Genomic DNA, 18,958 nt, shown 5'->3' with positions numbered 1-18,958 from the left:
CGCAGTTGTTTGCTGCGCCGTTTGATCATTGTTTTGCGTTGCTGTCTGTTGATCATTTGCAGCTGCCGTAGTTGTTTGCTGCGCCGTTTGATCATTATTTTGCGTTGCTGTCTGTTGATCATTGGCCACTGCCATGGTTGTTTGCTGCGCCGTTTGATCATTATTTTGCGTTGCTGTCTGTTGATCATTGGCTGCTACCGTAGTTGTTTGCTGCGCCGTTCGATCATTATTTTGCGTTGCTGTCTGCTGATCATTGGCTGCTGTTGTTTGAGTGTCATTCGAATTTGCAAAATTTTTCTCTATCGTGGCAGTATTATTATTAACTGCATCAGCCTTTATCGATTGTTCGGCGTTTGCCAGTCCTAAGGCCAACGACAGGACCGTTATAGCTGCAAAAACCCAATTCCTTCCTTTTTTATACATTTTGTAGTGTAATTTATTATCCAACATATCAATTCTCTCCCCAATTAAAAAAGTAATTACAATATTCTTCAGATTTAAGCATTTCTCAAATCCTTTAATTTCGTTTTATAATCAACGTTTTTTTGATTAAACAACAAAAATAAAAATTTTTTAAAGAAATAGTCTCCACCATCCTTTTTTATGTTTCCAACAACATTTTATAATTTATAAATATAAGTGCTTTTTTAGAATAGTTTATGAATCTTTTATCGACATAGTAATTATAAAATTTCATAAAAGAATCATAAAAGAATCTAAACATTTAAAATATTATCATACTTTTTTTGGTTTACTTTTTAAATTAAAATAAACTAATTTTATCAAACTTATTTGATGTAATACACATTACAAAATATATATTAATATAAATAATTTAATTTAAATACATATATTTCATCTTTTTGAAAAAATTTTATATTCTTGCGCTTTTTATTTTTAGGTGCATGTTTTAATAAAGACAGTGTAACTAGCTCAATAGTTATCCCTTATGAGAGCATATTAAAATAAACAGTCTGTTAAGCGCATACATTTATTTAGTTATGAAAAACTAATCATTATTATAACTTTTTAAGAACAGTTCCAGGCCCAAAAAGTTTATATTAGCTTTGTTCCCCATTTTATCAAATGAGAATAATGCCATTTTTATTTAATTTATAGCTGGTAAATTTCATATATATCGAAAATAACAATTCAAATTTTAATAAAAACAAGAAATTTAACTGTAACAAATATTGATCTTTACAAAAAAAGTCTCGTAAGAATTGAATTAATTTCAATTCTTGCGAGACTTTAACTTTAATCAGTACTTCATTGAAAACTAAATAAATCGATTAATTTTTTTATAAAAGGTTATTATAGATGGATGCAACATCATCTTTTGTCAGTTCGATTGGTGAATTGATCATTAACCGCTGTTGGTTATCAATAACTGATTTAGCAAATTCTTGACACATTTTTTCATCCATTCCAATTTGACGTAATCTTTGATTCGGTAGAATCAAATCAATAATGTTTTCTAAACATTCCCACACTTGATTAGGTTGCACAGACAACTCATTTGCTAAAACCATTTCCAATTCGCTTAAATCTGCTCCTAATTCCTGATATTTTCTAAATGTTCCACTGAAGACGAGGTAATTAGATTGACCATGTGCGATATGAAATTCAGCGCCAATTGGATAAGCTAGAGCATGAACTGGACCACAACCAGCATTTCCAAAAGCTATACCAGCCTGTGTACTTGCTTCAAGAAACTGTTGTAAATCCCTTCCTTGGGGAGTTTTCCCTATACTTTTCTCGAAAATCATTTTACGATAACCACGCAGAAACGTTGTCATTGCGCTTAAAGAGAAACTTTTGCTAAATGACGTTGCCTTGGGTGATATGTATGATTCAATTGAGTGAACTAATGCATCAATTGAGCTGGTTGCAAAAACCTTGTATGGCATTGTTGTTGCCAATTGACCAATTAAATATACTTGATCTGCGTACATCTGATCGTAAGCTAAACCAATCTTTGTTTTTTGAGAAACAAAATTGAAAACAGCGACATTGGTTACTTCGCTCCCAGTTCCAGTCGTGGTTGGAATAATAATCAATTCACGTTTTTTAGGCAGTTCCTTACCCTTTTTAACAAGTTCAGCAATTGTGAGTCCTTTACCATAAACAGAAAGTTTAGCATTATCGATTACTGAACCACCACCAATAGCAATAACACGCTTGTAATTTTTTTCACCAAGTCTGCTTAATAGTTTATCAGCTGCAACGTCGGTGGGTTCACCTTTCAAATAATCTTCTAAAAAAATAGTATCAACAGGAATTGAATCCAACGGAAAATGCGGTTCGATAATGTATCGATTTGTCAATAACACATCTTCATCACTAGTATGGATAGTATTGAAAAAATCTTGTAAATCAGTGCTTGTTCGAATAATCGGCTTAACTATAAAAGATGACATTTTTAAACACCCCACTATTTTTTGAAAAATCTGTGCACAGGACCAACTAACTGCCCTTCGAAATTAATATTAGACAAAACATTCATTTTTAGCAATAAAAAAATGCATAATTCTTGTCTCAAAGTGCCCACTACTCTGATAAAAGTCAAATACATTTTTATAACGCTATTATTATGACAGTCGCGCATTCTTTCATAGAAGTGCCCCAACTTCATTTGCTTTAATTGCAGTTCGAATACTCTTAGCTAATTTCGTAATTCCGACATTAATCCGTTCTTCATTCACACCTGAAAAGTTCAAGCGCATTCCATTTTTTTTGTTTCTATGTGCATAAAAAACCTTTCCAGGGACAAAACTTATTCGATCCTTCGGAATACAAATTTCACTTAACAGTTTTTGCGCATCAATGATTTCTGGTAAAGTTAGCCAAATGAAGAAACCACCTTCTGGTCGCGTATAGTGGACATCTGCTGGCATTGTTTCATCAAGAACAGCAAGCATAGCGTCCAAACGGCTCCGATATGTCTGTAGCATGCCTTCAATGTGTTTTCTTAAATCATTATCTTCCATATATTGATCAAGCGCTGCTAAAACAATGCCTGGTGTTTCCAAGTCACTACTTGTCTTCAGCTTCCGCAGACGATCAATTATTTCCTTATCTGCAACGACCCAGCCAACTCTCAAACCTGGCATTAAAATTTTAGAAAAACTGCTAACGAATAAAACATGTCCATGACGATCAAATGACTTAATAGAAGGAAGCTTTGTTCCCTTGTAACGCAAATCACGATACGGTGTGTCTTCAAGAATGAAGAAATCATATTTCTCTGCAAGTTCAACTAATTTCTTGCGTTTATTTAATGAAAGTGTTACACCTGTTGGATTATGAAAATCTGGAACGGTATACAGTAACTTAATATTTGGATGTGCCTGAAGTACTGACTCCAATTGTTCCAAATTTATGCCATCATCTTCCATTGCAACATCATAATAGTAAGGATCATACTGATCAAAAGCCGACAATGCTCCAACATAGGTCGGCGCTTCAACCACAACTTCATCCCCAGCATTCAGCAAAAGTTTTCCAATGAGGTCCAAAGCTTGTTGACCGCCTTGCGTTATCAAAATGTTGTCTGCAACAGCTTTAATGTCGGCTGTTTGACCAGCCCATTGCGCTAAACGTCTCCGCAAATTTTCAAAGCCACTGACGGTCTGATACTCAAAAATTTGACTACCCGACTTCTCAATGGCTTTATTAAAAGCCTTCTTCATTTGCATTATAGGAAAAAGCTCAGCATTAGGATTCCCTGCAGAAAACTTTATTCCGTCTTCACCAAGGCTTCCGCCAAACATTTCAGCCAGACGATCCTCTGATCCCATCACAACACGATCTGCAAATACTTCATTCATGTATACCGTCCTCCTCAACTCTTGCTTCTCTTTATTTGATGTTTTTAGTATATCCTAATTTATATGATAAATAAAATTCAACTTTTTCATTATAAGATGAATTTTATTCAATTAAGTAACTATCTGTCTTTTAAATATACTGAACATTCCATTCAATGTTCCTAATTTACGCAATGAAAGTACGCTCATATTGGGTTTTAAGTACTGTGTCATAGTCCATAGTCTGGAGTTGTATGATAAGTGCGTGCTTAAGCCGCGTAATTGAAAAATGCTCATTCACATAATACGAGATAAAAAAAGAGAGCAGGTCAAATTTGTGCTTTGCCCTGATCCCCTGTTCTTACTCATATCTAATTATCACTTAACTATTTTACTTTTCCTTTGTATCTGATTCTTGTTCTTTCTCCATTCTGTCAGTCAATGGGTACGTTAACCTAATCAAACTTGGAATAACTACTGGAATTGCAAAAACTAAAATCATCAACCCAATAATTACAACCAAAGCTACTTGAATCAGTGTTAACACACCTGACGGAATAAGTGCCGCAAATGTTCCGCTTAGAATCAGCGCTGCTGACAGAACAACAGAACCGATAACCGCTGAAGCACGAATTATTCTAGTGCTTGGGGTTGCAGATACATTATCAAACTCACGATACTTCATCATTAGAAAAATACTGTAATCAACGCCTAAAGCAATCAGCATGATAAAACCAAAGAACGGTGTGTTCCATGTTAGCATATCTTGACCCATGAAAATATGGCTAAGAAGTCGCGTAATACTCAAAGACATCACATAGGCAAGCAGCAATGTTCCTAAAATATAGAATGGTTGCAAAATTGAACGTGTAATTACCATCAAAGCTAACAATATTCCCACTAGCATGATCGAAGCTGTCCGGAGGAAATCATTAGATGCAATTTTTTGAATATCATTAATCGAAGACGTCTCACCTCCGGCAGCAACAGTTGCACCAGCCAAAGATGTTCCCTTTAATGATTTCTGTGCTTGAGATTGTATTTCCGTAATTTTGCTCATTGCTTTTTTAGAACTTGGATTTTCATTTAAAATAATTGTAATCGATGTCGCATGTTTATCCTCAGACATATATGTCTTTATCGCTTCATTGTACGTTTTGCCCTTCAAAACTTTCTTCGGAACATAATAAGTATTAGCGGCTGCAGAATTCTTAAGTCCCTTTAGATAACTATTTGCGGATCCTACACCTTTATTAATCGTCTTTGTTCCAGTACTTGCTGACTTTAACCCATTTTGCAATGCACTCATCTGTGACACAAGACCTTGTAACGAATTATACATTGTTTGCTGACCGCTATTGACCGTTCCCAATCCAGAGGTCAGTTCACCTTGCTTATCAGCCAACTGTTTGTTGCCTGATGCTAACTGCCCAGCACCCTTAGTCAATTTAGAAGAATTTGCTGCAAGTTTGCTGGTTCCAGCATTCAATGCTCCGATTGCCCCAGTCAATTGTGGTACTTGGCTTTGCAAGGTTGTCATACCTGATGCCAGCTGCGTTGATCCATCATTCAGACGGCTAATGCCGCTGACGAGTGCTGGCGTTTTAGAACTCAATTGACCAACACCACTATTTAATGTTGAAGCGCCATTATTCAGTTTATCAGCTCCGGTTGCTGCACTGGCAACACCATTTGTGTACTCGTTTAACTTATTCTTCATTTCATTGGTTCCCGCGCTTAACTGACTAAGCCCTGTTGAAACCTGTTGCGATCCATCCAAAAGACCAACCTGACTTGATGTTCCAGCTAATGCTGTTTGAATTTGCTGCATACCAGAAACTGCATCATTGAGTTTATCCAGAGCCTGCATCGAGGCATTATTAGCTTTAATCGAATTAGAGGCTAATGTCCCTAAATTTGATAATTGACTCATTTGAGTACTCAATGATTTCAATTGATTCAACTCACCAGTCAAGGTTTCACCAGTGGTAGAAAGCGAGGTTAAATCAGTTTGTAATTTTTGTGCACTAGCAGTTGCTGTGGTGAGACCACTTTGTGCTTGATCTTTTTGTGCATTGATTTTTTGTGAAACTACGGATTCCAAAACTGTTTTCAAAGCTGCTGTCTGTTGGGCACTCAAAGCCTGTCCATCATTACTTTGAGAACCCTTGTTGACAGCATTAACGATGTCTTCAATATCCGTAGAAGTTAGTCCAGTTGAAGTTGAAGACGAACTTGTCAAACTTTTGAGTGCTTCCTGCAGCGTTGCGGCATCGCTCTTTACCGTATTACTTGAATCTGACAGAGCCTGAGCTGTTGTCTGCAGCTTACTGATATCCGGCATAGAGGTGGAGCCTGAACTCTCCTCTAATTCAGCCATAGCAGTATTTAGTTTTTGCAAACTTGCCTTCAATTGATTTATCTGATCAGTATTACCAGTTGAAGATGCAGCACTCACTTTGTTTTCAAGTTCCTGCAGTCCATTCGAAACTTGTGCAGATCCCTGCTGAAGTTTCGCAGCACTTGCACTTAAAGTGCTGGTTCCCGCCAATACTTGAGATTTTTTGCCGTTTAGGGTATCAAGTCCATTGGAAAGTGTTTGCGTTCCGTTAAAAAGAGAACTAGTTCCACTTGCCAATTGACCGATTCCAGCGGTCAGTTGTCCTGTTTGACTATTTAACTGTCCTAACCCGTTGTTCAGTGATGTGGCTCCGTTAGCTAACTTATTGACACCACTTGAAAGCGTACTGCTTTTGCTATTCAGTTGATTTAATCCATCATTAACAGTAAAAACACCATTAGAGTAAGTAACGATACCTTGTTGAAGCGTGGAAGCTCCACTTGCTAATTGTCCTGCACCGCTTCCCAACTGCTGGCTGCCGCTTTGCAGCTTGCTAGTTCCATCTGCTAGCTTTTTGGCCCCTGAAACACCTTGCTGAATATTTGCACTGCCCAGCTTGCTATCAGCACTATCTAATCCACTGCTAATTTTGCCCAACCCTTTACGAGCCGATTTCATGCCTCCAGTAACGGATTTAAGCTGTTTATTGACATACAAATCATTAATCTTTGTTCCACCAGGTTGCGTAACAGACGCAACTGTTTTAACTCCATTGATCTTTTGCAAACGTTTAGTTAACGCATCTATTTCTTTCAAGTCTTTCTCATTATTCAAAGCATGATTACTTTTGATATAAAGTGTTGATGGCTCAGCTGTCCCCTTTGAAAAATGGTTTTGAACAACCTTAAATCCCTTTTTGGCAGGAATTGAATCATTCAGTTCAGCTAATGTGTCATAATTTAACTCATTACTGTAAAGCAGAAGAAACGGCAGTGAAACTCCGAGAACGATTGCCAAATAAACAAGTGGTAATCGAACCGCACGTGTCGCTAATCCATGCCATAACTTACTGCTGCTGCCGCCATCAAAAGTTTTCATCGGCCAAAATAAATGCGGACCCAATATGGCCATAAAAAATGGATTCAACGTCAGCAAAACTAAGAGTAAGACAGCAACTGCAACTGCAACGCCGACTGCTGATCGATAAACAGAAAACTTTGCTAAACCCAGTGTTGCAAAACCAATCAAAACTGAAGAACCACTGTAAAGAATCGTACGGCCCGCAGTTTTTAACGCTTTTCGTGTTGCTTCAACACGACCGCCTCCGCGACTGAGTTCCTCCTTAAACTGATCAAACAATAAAATATTATAGTCAGTCCCTATTCCAAAAAGGACTACAACCATAAAAACCTGTGTGAAATTCGATAGAGGAAAATTAAACTTGTCGACCAAATTCATAACTATACTTAACGAAATTATAAATGATACACCAACTGACAGTAACGAAACCAATGGTGTGATTGGTGATTTAAACACAAGCATCAAAACAATAAAAATAAAGATTACAGTAATCAATTCAGTTTTTTTGATTCCGGTTTCTGTTTCTTGAGTGAAATCATCATTTAATATATCACTCCCGGTAACATATGTTTTGACACCGTTTGTCTTAGCTGCTTTGGTAATATCTTTATTCATTTGAGCAACTGTCTGCTGATTACCGACCATAAGCTGCAAAAGCTGTGTCGATTTATCTTTTGATATCAATTGTTTTTTTGCTGCAGCATTATCGCTCGCAGCGGTCAAACTCTTCACATGATATTTCTTTTTATTGTTCTTAAAATTCTGAATCGTTTGCTCAATGTTTGCCTTTTGTGCCACAGTCAGAGGTGATGACCCGTTATTGAAAACAACAATAACCTGCCGTGCTCCCCCTTGATTGCGCCCCCAATTATCTTGAATTGCCTCTGCTACTTGACTCTTAGCAGTACTTGGTAATTTCGTCTGTCCTTTTTCACGAAGCAGACTGCTGACATTTGGGAGCATGACAATTGCTGCCAGCATAACAACTAACCAGACAATCGCCTGTATGATAAAGCCCTTTCTTTTCCCTCTCACTCTTTGCCCCTTCCCCATTAAACTATTAAAAGTTCATAGTGACATTTAATGTATAATGTGTTTAAATAATAACAATATGTTAATTTAGATTAGCAAAAATTTCAATCATCAATTTCTATCAAAATGTTATTAAATAAACAGATCAACAGATATTATCTACTTAATGAGGTGAAACAATGGTAGGTGTAAAAAATAATCGTCGTGCGCAGATGACTAAACGTATTATTCAAGAAAGTTTGATCAAGCTGCTACATGAAAATAACAATTCTTTAAATGAGATTACGGTTACGGCTGTCTGTAAAGCAGCTGATGTCAATCGTGGAACTTTCTATGCACATTACAAAGACGTACAGGATTGCATGCATGCAATGGAAAAAAGCGTAAGTAAGGAATTACTGGATGCAATCATACTTACTGAACATCCAAATTCATGGGAAACAGTTTTGGCTGGAATACTTGAAGTTGTCAAAGAAAATCATGCAGTAGCATCTTACATTTTAGGTAATGACCATGATTTTCTTATGCATTTTCTATCCTCAACCAAAAATAAAATTCTTGAACAAGACAAGAAAGTAAAATCTAGTATCGGAATTCATGAGAGTCAATACATGTATGAGTTCTATCTAAACGGAACCGTCGGTGTTATCCGTTACTGGCTGAAGAACGGTTTAAATGAATCCCCAGAAGAATTAGCTAAAATCATTAATGAATGTTAACCCATGTATCTCAAAAACTTCTTGAAAAAATATAAGATCTTAAAAAAACAGATTTCAATATGACTTTTAAAGTGGCTTAATTTAAAAACCATACATTAAAATAGGGCTGAATCAAAAGTTATTTTGATTCAGCCCTATTCCTATGATTAGTCAAACACTAAAATTCATAATAAAAACAGAACACGGTATTTATGCTTGATATTGATCCTCTCAAGAGGCGGCTTTTGCCTCTAGCTCATAAACTGTCAGAACTCGGAAAAAATTCATCATTAACCAATGCACATTTTTTATCACACATTATATGCATTACACATTTCAATAATCAAACTTTTCTACTATTGACGAAGTGCTTTAAGTCACAAATAGCTTGCTTTCATACAGCTGTTTCTCAAAATACGCACGTCTTCTTTTTACTATCTTTCGCTAATTATTATTAATTTTGAAAACATACGGTTAGTTTATCGGATTCAAGAATCCTTGTCTACTCCAATGAGACTAGCACTTCACGCATTTTATCTGCTGATAGTTTCATTTTCTGAAACTCTGCCGGCACTAACTGCATCTCTATTACTTGTTTGATTCCGCCAGTCCCTATTATAGCAGGTGTACCTAAATAGATGCCCTTTTGTCCATACTGGCCTACCAGTGGTGCCGAAACAGGCAACATTATTTCTTCGTCGGTCAAGATCGCCTTGCAGATTCTCATTAAACAGACTGCCACCCCATAATGGGTTGCTTTTTTAAATCAATAATCCTACTGCCCCGTTTTCTGACTGACTCTTCAAGTTTTTGCAGGCTTTTCTTATCAAGAGCAGCAATCTCAGAAAGTTTCTTTCCTAAAACAGTAGCTTCTGCAAAAGTGGCAAACAAACTATCACCATGCTCACCCAATACATAAGCATTTTTGACTTCACTAACAAGCACATTAAGTTTCAATGCAAGTTCAACACACAAACGAGCGCTATCCAATGAAGTACCTGTGCCGATTACTTTTTCCTTCGAAAATCCTGATAAATGCTGGGTAATTGTTGTTAAGACATCCACTGGATTACTTGAAATAACAAAACATCCGTCAAACCCGCTGTTTACGATTGGCATTACGATCGCCTTAAGAATGTTGGTGTTTTTCTTAAACAGATCTAACCGCGTCTCTCCAGGCTGCCGCGGAACACCGGCTGTAACCACTGCAATATCAGCATCGGTCGCATCTTCGTAAGTTCCTGCTCGAACAATACTACTTCCAGTCATCGGCGTCACATCTTGCAGATCCAACACATCACCCATTGTTTTCTCTTTATTAATATCAATGACTACGAGTTCGACTGAAGACATATTTTGCAACAGTGAAAATGCAAAAGACGAACCAACTGCACCATTTCCAACTAAAATAACTTTACGCTGCTTTTTCATGGAGTCAGCCTCCTTTTCAATGTTTAGATCCCAAAAGTTACGAGTTAAAAGAGACTTGTTATTAATCTCTGCTTGGCTTACTCATATTATACTTTATTTTCACTAAAACATTTCAAATTATAACCTTGAGGTTTTTAATTTTGGAAAGCTTCCAGTTTCTTTTCAAATTCTGTTTGGTAAGCAACGAGTCGGTCATAAACGCGTTCTACATCAGCTGACGTCCCTCTCAACTCATAAAGATCGATTAACGGAAAATCAAACTTGCTTGCATAATGTTTGGCTGTCAATCCATATTGGGCATTAAAGTTTTTATTGCCACTTCCTACGACCCCATAACAATTCTTATAATTATCCTCGTCTTCTAAAGTAAAGCGCAACTCTTCGGTCATAATTTCAGTATAACCGTTATGAATTCCATTTCCTCCGCTTAAATATGTTGGAACAAACGTTACAAAAGGATCTTTCATCAAAATTTCTCCACTCGCATCTGAGACCTCAATCGATTCAACCAGTCTAATATTTTCATCTTGCTTATGTGCCTTTTGCGCATATTCAGAAAGCTTATGTACAAAAGAACGAGTATTTCCTTCAATGCTGATAAACAAAATTCTAAGTGGATCTTTTCGCTTACTGTTAGCCATTTTCAAAACTCCCTAATAATCTTTCTTGATTAAGCAAATATTCAAAAATAATTTGCATCTCACTAAGACTGCGACTTATTTATTATCTGCTTTTATTTTTTGGATTTGTCAGTTGGATCTTCCGCAAAGACAGCTCCTGTTTTTTTAGCAATCTTGAACTTGCCATTGTCATTTGATCCTAGGACTTCATGTTCACTTTTCTTGAACTTGCGACTCTTATCTGACAAATATGGATAACTGTTATCCAATCCGATTAAATAATCATCATCTTTCATTGCCTCGACTTTTCCCATCAGATACCCATTACCAACTTGCGAGAAAAAGTCATGGTTGACGGTTGTTGTTGAAATCCCATTAATAACAATTGGGTTAACATCATCTGCTGTTTCTGGAAATAGCGGTTCTTCGCCTAGATTCATTAGAGCCTTGTTAGCATTATAACGAACAAAAGTCATGACCTCACTTGTCCAACCAACTTTATCATAAAGTAAGGCAGCATACTTTTCCTCATTCTCATACAACTTATATAAAAAATTATATAGCCAGTCACGTTGCTTCTGCTGTTCTGCTTCTGACAGTTCTTTTTTACCTACCTGGAATTTGTAACCAATATATGTCCCATGCACAGATTCATCACGCAAAATTAATTTGATAATTTCAGCTACATTATTTAACTTGTTGTTGCCGGCATAATACAGTGGCGTATAGAAACCTGAATAAAAAAGACAGGTTTCTAAAAAAACATTTGCGACTTTTTTGTGTAATGGATCAGGATCATTATGATAAATGTCTATAATCCATTGTGCTTTATTCTGCAGTAATTGATTGGTGTCACTCCAATTAAAAATTTCGTCAATTTCGGGTATTGTATTCAAAGTAGAAAAAATAGTCGAGTAGCTTTTTGCATGTACGGATTCCATAAATTGAATATTATTTAAAACTGCTCGTTCATGCTGTGTACGAACATCTTTGCTTAATGCTGCCATCCCATCTTCAGATTGTACAGTGTCAAGCATTGTCAAGCCCCCAAAAATATGTCCGACAAGCCATTGCTCATCACTACTTAATTCTGCCCAATCATGTAGGTCATTTGAAACTGGAATACGTGTATCAAGCCAAAACTGCTCTGTCAATTTTTCCCATGTTGCTTTATCGATTTGATCAGCGATATTATTCCAATTGATAGCTTTTTTATTTTCCATTACATTTACTCCCTTTATGTATTTTCCAAAGGCTCACTTTCGCTCCACTTACGGATTCACACTATATATAGTAATACTTTGCTGTTTTCAATACAATATATAGTTGAAGATTTCTGACTTAAGCAGGAAAATTTTTAAGTCAATTTGCATAACACCTTCGGGTAAAAGAACTCAATAGAATCACTTTTATCAAGTGGACTAAAGCTTCTTTTGCTTGAAGAAAATAGTTCTTTTTTTGTCTCTTAAAACTATCAAACTATTGTCAAACTACTAAAAAGAACTAATTAGGAGCTTAACTAATTTTTCTTTAAATCAGGTTCTGCTCTTCTAATACAATTTTAAGCTTCATTAAGGCTGGTTCCAATAACTCAATTGTTTTAGTTGCTGATAAGGAAATTCTCAGGAATTCATGTTTAATTTTAGGCCCAGCTAAGAAACGGTCAGAATGAAAAACCCTGATTCCATTAGCTAGTAACAAAGATTCAATTGCTTCTGCTCCTATATTGTTCTTTTTCAAAGGCAACCATTTGATAAAAGCCGGAATATTTTTGTGTTTTGTTTGTTCAGCGACAAAAATATTAGAAAAGATAGTATTTGCTTTGAGAGCTAATTGTATTTTTTTATGCATAATTTTATAGGCTGATCCGTTCAATAACGCTTGCGTTATAATCTCTGCGTCTAATGAAGATGTTTTGACATTAATGTTGCATAACGACTGTTGCAAAGCCTGGCGATAATCATCCGGGAAAACCAAATATCCTACTCGCAATCCTGTAGCGACCGGTTTAGACATACTACAGATATAAACACTCTGATCGGGTAGCAATGAGCTCAGTTTAACCATTTTATTTTCTTTACCCATGCCAATAAAACCTAGGTAGTCGTCCTCTATAACAATTAATTTATTTTTTTTAATTACTTCGGCTAATAATCTACAACGCTTTTCTGACATCCTGATACCGGTTGGATTAGAACAACCTGTCATTAAATATATTCCGTGCAAATCACTATTCTTACATGCCTTATCCAAATATTCAGGTCGCATTCCTTCACTATCAAAGTCTATCGGAACTAATTTGATGTTTATCATTTTGGCTAATTCGATAAAATTTGCATACGTGAAACGATCTACCGCAATTCTATCATTTGGATTAAACAATCCCAGTAATATAATTGTTAATGCGTTTTGGCCGCCAGAAGTGATAGCTATATTATCAATTTTTGTTTTGATGCCTAGTTTGACTAAATAATTTAATGCAACTTGCCTTTGAAAAACAGTACCAACAGCATTTTTGTAATTCAACAAAGATTCTAGACTGGATTTGTTGGCAACATCTGCAACCGTTGTGTTTAACATATTATTGCATTGTTCAAACGATGAATTCAATCCTAATTCAAATAAGGAATCTTTGTATAAAGATGAAATTGAAATTGTTTTATTAGCAGTCTGTGCTATATAAGTTCCCTTGCCAATAAGGCCATATGTCAGCCCCAATTGTTCACTCAATTTATACGCCCTCGTAACTGTCGTGAAGTTAATATCTAAAAAATCCGCTAGTTCTCTTTGTGAGGGTAATTTTGTTCCAGGCAACAAGATACCTTCATTGACATCGTTTTCCATTCTATTAACTAGCGCTTTATAAATTGGTCGTTTTAGTGTTTTCCTTTTTGGCATCCACGTTAAAGAGTTCTGTTCAAAAATATTGACTGACATATCCAACCACAACCTTTCATAAGTTTGAAAAATATTGTAATGCATACAATTATAGCATTGATTGTACTATTTTCAGTGCTAATATTTTATTATAGGAGATTGAGGGAGGTTGTTATTCATAATGGATACCGTGAAATCTACTGCTTTTAAGTTTGCACTGAAAAAAACTTTACCAATTATGACTGGATTCTTGTTCATTGGAATGGCCTATGGGATGTATATGCATCAAGAAGGATTTAACTTTCTCTACCCCACCTTAATGGCTTTTACTATTTTTGCAGGATCTTTAGAATTTGTTATCGCAAATTTACTGATCCACTCATTTGATCCACTGTCTGTGCTTTTTCTAACCCTTATTATTAATTCGCGACATTTATTTTATGGGATTTCAATGCTTGAAAAATATAATGTTGCTGGTTGGAAGAAATACTACTTGATTTTTGGAATGTGTGACGAATCTTTTTCGGTAAATTATGCGACAGATCCACCAAAAGATATTGATCAAGTTTGGTTCATGTTTTATGTCACCTGTTTAAATCAATTTTACTGGGTGTTTTCTTCAATGTTAGGAGGCCTTTTCGGCAGTATCATACATTTTAATCTGAAAGGTTTGTCTTTTGTTATGACTGCCTTATTTATTGTACTTTTCGTTGATCAACTACTGCGTGAGAATAACCACTTCAGTTCTTTATGCGGCATTCTCGTCTCTTCAATTCTACTAATTGTTCTAGGGAAAGAACTATTTTTGCCTCTTAGCATGTTGTTAATCACTGGTATTTTTTGCATCAAGGAAAATTGGAGGGTGAAAACACATGAGTCTAACTGAAGAAATTTTAACCATCAGCATCGCGGCTTTCGGAACTATACTGACTCGTTTTTTACCATTTCTTTTATTTCCCGGCAATAAACCTATTCCTATCTTTATTCAGCGCTTAGGCAAATTTTTACCGCCTGCAATTCTAGGGGTACTAGTCATTTATTGTTATAAAGATCTTCCTGCTAATTTCACTTCAAATTCAGTTTTTGAAATTATTGCCGGCGTGATTACAGTACTTGTTCACCTTTGGAAAAAGAACATGTTCTTATCCATTAGTATAGGCACATGCAGTTATATCTTACTGCTAAATTTTTTTAATCTCACATCTATACTTTAAGTAACAATATTATCCAAATAATTTTTTGAAGGGAATTATAAATAATGAAAATAAATACTAAATTACTGCATGACTATCCTGTTGTTGACAGCTCCACTGGTGCATCCTCGATTCCTAAATATCAATCATCAACATTCGGCCAAAAAGAATTATATGGTCAACCCCAAAAATATTTATATACAAGATTTGGAAATCCGACCGTTGATGCTTTAGAAAAGGGATTTTGTTCGCTTGAAAACTCAGAGTATGCTTTAGCTTATTCTTCCGGAATGGCAGCTATTGCAAATGTTCTCATGCTTTTGAATGCTGGTGATCACATTATTGCTCCTATTGAAGTTTATGGAGGCACTTGCCAATTTGCAACGGAAATCCTTCCAAAATATAAGATCAGCGTTTCATTTGTCGATATGTCAGACTTGAAGGACATTGAAGCTAATATTCATTCGAATACAAAACTGATTTATATCGAAACTCCTTCAAATCCCTTGCTAAAGGTCTGCGATATTCAAAAAATTGTTGAATTAGCACATAAAAATAATATTTTAACCGTTACTGATAATACATTTATGACTGCTTTATATCAGCAGCCGCTTGCTATGGGAAGCGATATCGTCCTTGAAAGTGTAACAAAATTTGTCAATGGTCATAGTGATGTAGTTGCTGGTTTAGTTGCTACAAATCAAAGTTCTTTAGCTGATAAATTACGTCTTCTACAAAAGAACTTTGGCGCGATTCTTGGAGTCGAGGATGCTTGGCTTGTTTTACGCGGAATGAAAACCATGGGCTTACGTATGGAAAAAGCTGTTGAAAATGCTCAAAAAATAGCTGAGTATTTGTCAAGTAACCCAAAGATCAAACATGTTTACTATCCTGGATTAGAAAAACATCCTAATGCAGTTATTCATGCACGCCAAGCCTCAAATGGCGGAGCGGTCCTATCTTTCGAAGTTTATGACAAAGAAACACTCAAAAAATTAACCCAAAGAATAAAACTACCCATTTTAGCCGTCAGTTTAGGGGGAGTTGAATCTATTCTTTCGCACCCTGCTACCATGTCACATGCTTGTTTGACTCCAGAAGAACGCCAAAAACAAGGTGTCACAGATGAACTGTTACGTTTGTCTTGTGGGATAGAAAATGTTGAGGATCTCTTAGAAGACTTTGAACAAGCGCTGCACTAGTTGCCCTGCTCTCAAGGATAACAGTACTCGAAAAGATTGAATTTAAGAAATGCTAATCTGAAAATAGAACTCAATTAAAAATAAGATTAGATCCAGCCAGGAATTGTATATAACCAATTTCTAACTGAATCTAATCTTATTTTGTCTAATGTGGTAAAAAGTAAAAATCTTACTAATTCAAAAATTTTTTACATTCATATAAGTGACTGACACATCAAAGCATTCTCACTTTTTTAAACAACCAAGCCACTAAGCTTACTATCATATCGCACATGCCGCCCATAAATACCATAAAAGTAAGCGACCAGCTCACTAGCCATCCCAGATTAGTCCACATCAGTCCGCTTAATACTATTACTAATGTTATAACAAATAATGTTGTCATCATAATTCATCGCATTCCTATTGGCTTTACAAAAACTTTCAACTTAATACTACCACATATACAAAAATGATGTTAGTCTTTCAATGCAGCCCCTTATTTGTTTTTTTATTTAAATATTTTTTTGAGCATGTGATCACAACATTTTGCGTGCATAACAAAATATTTTTTTAATGTTTAACATATTGGGAACGATTTTTGCCGTCTTTTTTTGGAAGCAGACTAACATCTGCATAATGTCCCTTCAGAACCTCCCGCCGGAATATGTTTCCGGTCATTACTCGATCACCAATGTAGAGTTTGTTCCATTCTATTTCTCCATATAGTTCCGGTAATGAAAAAGAGTGCTTATTCGGTATATTAGCCAGTTGCATATCAATTACTTCAAAAATGTTTTTTAATTCGCTGTTCGTAAAAAACATCTCCCTGCACACAAATTTCTTCATCTTAAACTCTCATTGCTCACTCAGCATTTTAGCAATCTGCTGATCAGCCTGTTTTATCATGAGCAAACCCATTTGTTCTCTGTCTGTCGCTACATAAAGTTCGCCAAGTTCGCGCAAAGAATGAGGATATTTATCTCTTTTGATAGAGACCTCAAACCACTTTTCAGCTAGTAATAAATCCTGTGGTTTCATATACCTATACGTGAATGCCAAATTATAAGCCGCTGATTCATCACCCTCTTGAAAAGCCAAGCGATAACAATGTGCAGCCTGCATATGGTCTTCCAAAAGTTCATCATAAACCATTCCCATCTTTACACGTGCACCTTCCACTCCTTGTTCTAGTTCAAACTGATAAACATTAAGTGTTTTAGCCGCATCCAGCTCATCCCAGCAACATTCAGCAAAATATTGAAGAAATTCCCAACTTGCTTCACTTCCTGCCATTGCTGCTGTCTTTAACATTGTCAGCGTCGTTTCATTATCGTTCTCTATTTTTCGCACCATTTTGACCAAAAGCTGATATGCTCCTGGCCGTTTCGATTTACACGCTTCGTACAGTTCCTCCGAAACATCATACTCGCTCAATACACCAAGTTCTTTTTCTTTTTCTATAACTTTCACAACAGCATCCATATATTCCACACCCGCAAAATCAGCTTCATTCTCAAGTAGTATTACTTTAGTATGAATATTATATTTATATTTAATGTTCAGTTGATGGTCCAGACGAGTACATAATCTTTCAAAGCTATCTTCATAACTACGTTTTTTTCTCATTCTTCAACCCCGTCCTTGAAAAATATTTTTAGACCTTAAGTAAAGGCATTATACCACATTTGTGTAAAAAAAACGTTTTCCAAAAAAAGATCATTCAGATCGTTTAGTTCAATCGCTTATTTAGAAATAAAAAGCAAACTAAAATGAGGTATATCAACAACATCAAAGCCTATATTCGACCCTAACGATAAGATACGCCTCATTATTTTACTTTTCTTAACTATTAAATTTTTAATTTTTAGTAAGTGAAACTCGTTTTTTAGTAATTTGAAATCTGATTAACATTGTTGACATTCACAATATACGCTCCGGACTTCAGAGTGCTAAGCAATTGAAGTATGACACTGCGTGGAACTGAAACACAACCAGCAGTTGCTCTACCGTTGGCCACATGTAAGAAAAAGCCTGAGCCCGCTCCCTTAGTCCTTTGTGACGTATTATAATTAATAACAATAGCATACTCATATTGAGTTGGGTAGTCGGCTAAATGTTCATTTTTACTATTAGCCCATGAACGTTCTTGCCAAGTGTTATAGTCACTATCATCAACATCCTCGATCCAATAAGACTTGCTATCAATTTGCCGGTAGGCCAGCGAAGTATTCACACTCGCATGCGTGCCAAATGCCATTCCTAAGGAGTATGCTCCAATTGGAGTTGTACTTGAGCCTTCACTCGCCTTCCCAACACCACTGCTTCCGACAAAACCCGAAGTTGACAGGCTACGATACCAAATACCATTTTTATCTTTGCTGTAAAGATATACTGAAGCTTTACTTCCACTTGCAACAGTTACAACTGTTTGAGATGTTTTATCCGCAAAAGAAGCTGCGGCTAATTTCAGACCAATTGCATCAACGGTAGTCAATGCACCCGTGGCAGTATTAAGATTATATGACTTTCCATTTATGGTTTGTGAACCATACAGCATCCGCCCTTGGCTGTCATAATAAACTATTTTGTTCTGATTTGCTATATACTGAAAACCAGTCTTCATCGCACCTGTATTCTGATCGAACAAGTACCATTTACTATTGATATGCTGCTGGCCATATTGCATTTGACCA

Annotated in this window: 14 protein-coding genes and 1 pseudogene; 4 read left to right on the top strand and 11 right to left on the bottom strand. The window is 36.0% G+C overall.

Translation table 11 applies throughout. The features are described 5' to 3' along the window. The 4 genes from FD20_RS10590 to FD20_RS10575 form a co-directional block, all read right to left on the bottom strand. Positions 1-450, bottom strand: a 450-nt coding sequence (locus tag FD20_RS10590; protein WP_170207697.1) for a KxYKxGKxW signal peptide domain-containing protein, incomplete at its 3' end; no start/stop codon positions are given. Between the two features lie 851 nt (positions 451-1,301). Further along, on the bottom strand, positions 1,302-2,420 hold the full coding sequence (locus tag FD20_RS10585; protein ID WP_057738442.1) for an iron-containing alcohol dehydrogenase: 1,119 nt from the start codon (positions 2,418-2,420) through the stop codon (positions 1,302-1,304). A gap of 192 nt (positions 2,421-2,612) precedes the next feature. Beyond that, positions 2,613-3,830, bottom strand: a complete 1,218-nt coding sequence (locus tag FD20_RS10580) for an aminotransferase-like domain-containing protein (RefSeq protein WP_057738440.1) — start codon at positions 3,828-3,830, stop codon at positions 2,613-2,615. Between the two features lie 370 nt (positions 3,831-4,200). Next, positions 4,201-8,265 (bottom strand): MMPL family transporter, encoded by a 4,065-nt coding sequence (locus FD20_RS10575; protein ID WP_057738438.1) that lies wholly within the window; start codon positions 8,263-8,265, stop codon positions 4,201-4,203. A gap of 176 nt (positions 8,266-8,441) precedes the next feature. Here FD20_RS10575 and FD20_RS10570 point away from each other — a divergent pair, with 176 nt between their 5' ends. Beyond that, positions 8,442-8,981: a TetR/AcrR family transcriptional regulator gene (locus tag FD20_RS10570; protein ID WP_057738431.1), complete on the top strand. Its 540-nt coding sequence runs from the start codon at positions 8,442-8,444 to the stop codon at positions 8,979-8,981. Between the two features lie 481 nt (positions 8,982-9,462). Here the strand turns inward: FD20_RS10570 and FD20_RS10565 are convergent. The 4 genes and pseudogenes from FD20_RS10565 to FD20_RS10550 all read right to left on the bottom strand — a co-directional run bounded on the left by FD20_RS10565 (position 9,463) and on the right by FD20_RS10550 (position 13,948). Further along, positions 9,463-10,391, bottom strand: a pseudogene (locus tag FD20_RS10565) (L-lactate dehydrogenase). Between the two features lie 134 nt (positions 10,392-10,525). Then, the gene (locus FD20_RS10560) at positions 10,526-11,032 is read right to left on the bottom strand and encodes a class Ib ribonucleoside-diphosphate reductase assembly flavoprotein NrdI (protein WP_057738429.1); all 507 of its coding nucleotides are present in this window, start codon (positions 11,030-11,032) and stop codon (positions 10,526-10,528) included. Positions 11,033-11,124: 92 nt separating this feature from the next. Next, positions 11,125-12,234 (bottom strand): class 1b ribonucleoside-diphosphate reductase subunit beta, encoded by a 1,110-nt coding sequence (nrdF, locus tag FD20_RS10555; protein WP_083489126.1) that lies wholly within the window; start codon positions 12,232-12,234, stop codon positions 11,125-11,127. Positions 12,235-12,541: 307 nt separating this feature from the next. Further along, on the bottom strand, positions 12,542-13,948 hold the full coding sequence (locus tag FD20_RS10550; RefSeq protein WP_057738427.1) for an aminotransferase-like domain-containing protein: 1,407 nt from the start codon (positions 13,946-13,948) through the stop codon (positions 12,542-12,544). Positions 13,949-14,069: 121 nt separating this feature from the next. Between FD20_RS10550 and FD20_RS10545 the strand changes: the two genes are divergently transcribed. From FD20_RS10545 to FD20_RS10535, 3 genes are read left to right on the top strand one after another with little or no spacing between them, the layout of a single operon-like run. Further along, the gene (locus FD20_RS10545) at positions 14,070-14,774 is read left to right on the top strand and encodes an AzlC family ABC transporter permease (protein WP_057738426.1); all 705 of its coding nucleotides are present in this window, start codon (positions 14,070-14,072) and stop codon (positions 14,772-14,774) included. Next, the gene (locus tag FD20_RS10540) at positions 14,761-15,102 is read left to right on the top strand and encodes a branched-chain amino acid transporter permease (protein ID WP_057738423.1); all 342 of its coding nucleotides are present in this window, start codon (positions 14,761-14,763) and stop codon (positions 15,100-15,102) included. The genes FD20_RS10545 and FD20_RS10540 overlap by 14 nt, the downstream gene beginning before the upstream one ends. A gap of 44 nt (positions 15,103-15,146) precedes the next feature. Then, the gene (locus FD20_RS10535) at positions 15,147-16,283 is read left to right on the top strand and encodes a trans-sulfuration enzyme family protein (protein ID WP_057738421.1); all 1,137 of its coding nucleotides are present in this window, start codon (positions 15,147-15,149) and stop codon (positions 16,281-16,283) included. Positions 16,284-16,835: 552 nt separating this feature from the next. Here the strand turns inward: FD20_RS10535 and FD20_RS10530 are convergent. From FD20_RS10530 to FD20_RS10520, 3 genes are all read right to left on the bottom strand, one after another. After that, entirely contained in the window at positions 16,836-17,111 is a 276-nt protein-coding gene (locus FD20_RS10530; protein ID WP_235807766.1) for a single-stranded DNA-binding protein, read from the bottom strand. 9 nt (positions 17,112-17,120) lie between these two features. Beyond that, positions 17,121-17,891 (bottom strand): SEL1-like repeat protein, encoded by a 771-nt coding sequence (locus FD20_RS10525; protein ID WP_057738419.1) that lies wholly within the window; start codon positions 17,889-17,891, stop codon positions 17,121-17,123. A gap of 259 nt (positions 17,892-18,150) precedes the next feature. Then, positions 18,151-18,958 (bottom strand): L,D-transpeptidase family protein (locus FD20_RS10520; RefSeq protein ID WP_157060913.1); only part of this gene is annotated, 808 nt, incomplete at its 5' end.

Source organism: Liquorilactobacillus uvarum DSM 19971, assembly GCF_001434935.1.
In the GTDB taxonomy this organism is placed as follows: domain Bacteria; phylum Bacillota; class Bacilli; order Lactobacillales; family Lactobacillaceae; genus Liquorilactobacillus; species Liquorilactobacillus uvarum.
This window is presented reverse-complemented; position numbering and strand designations above follow the sequence as displayed.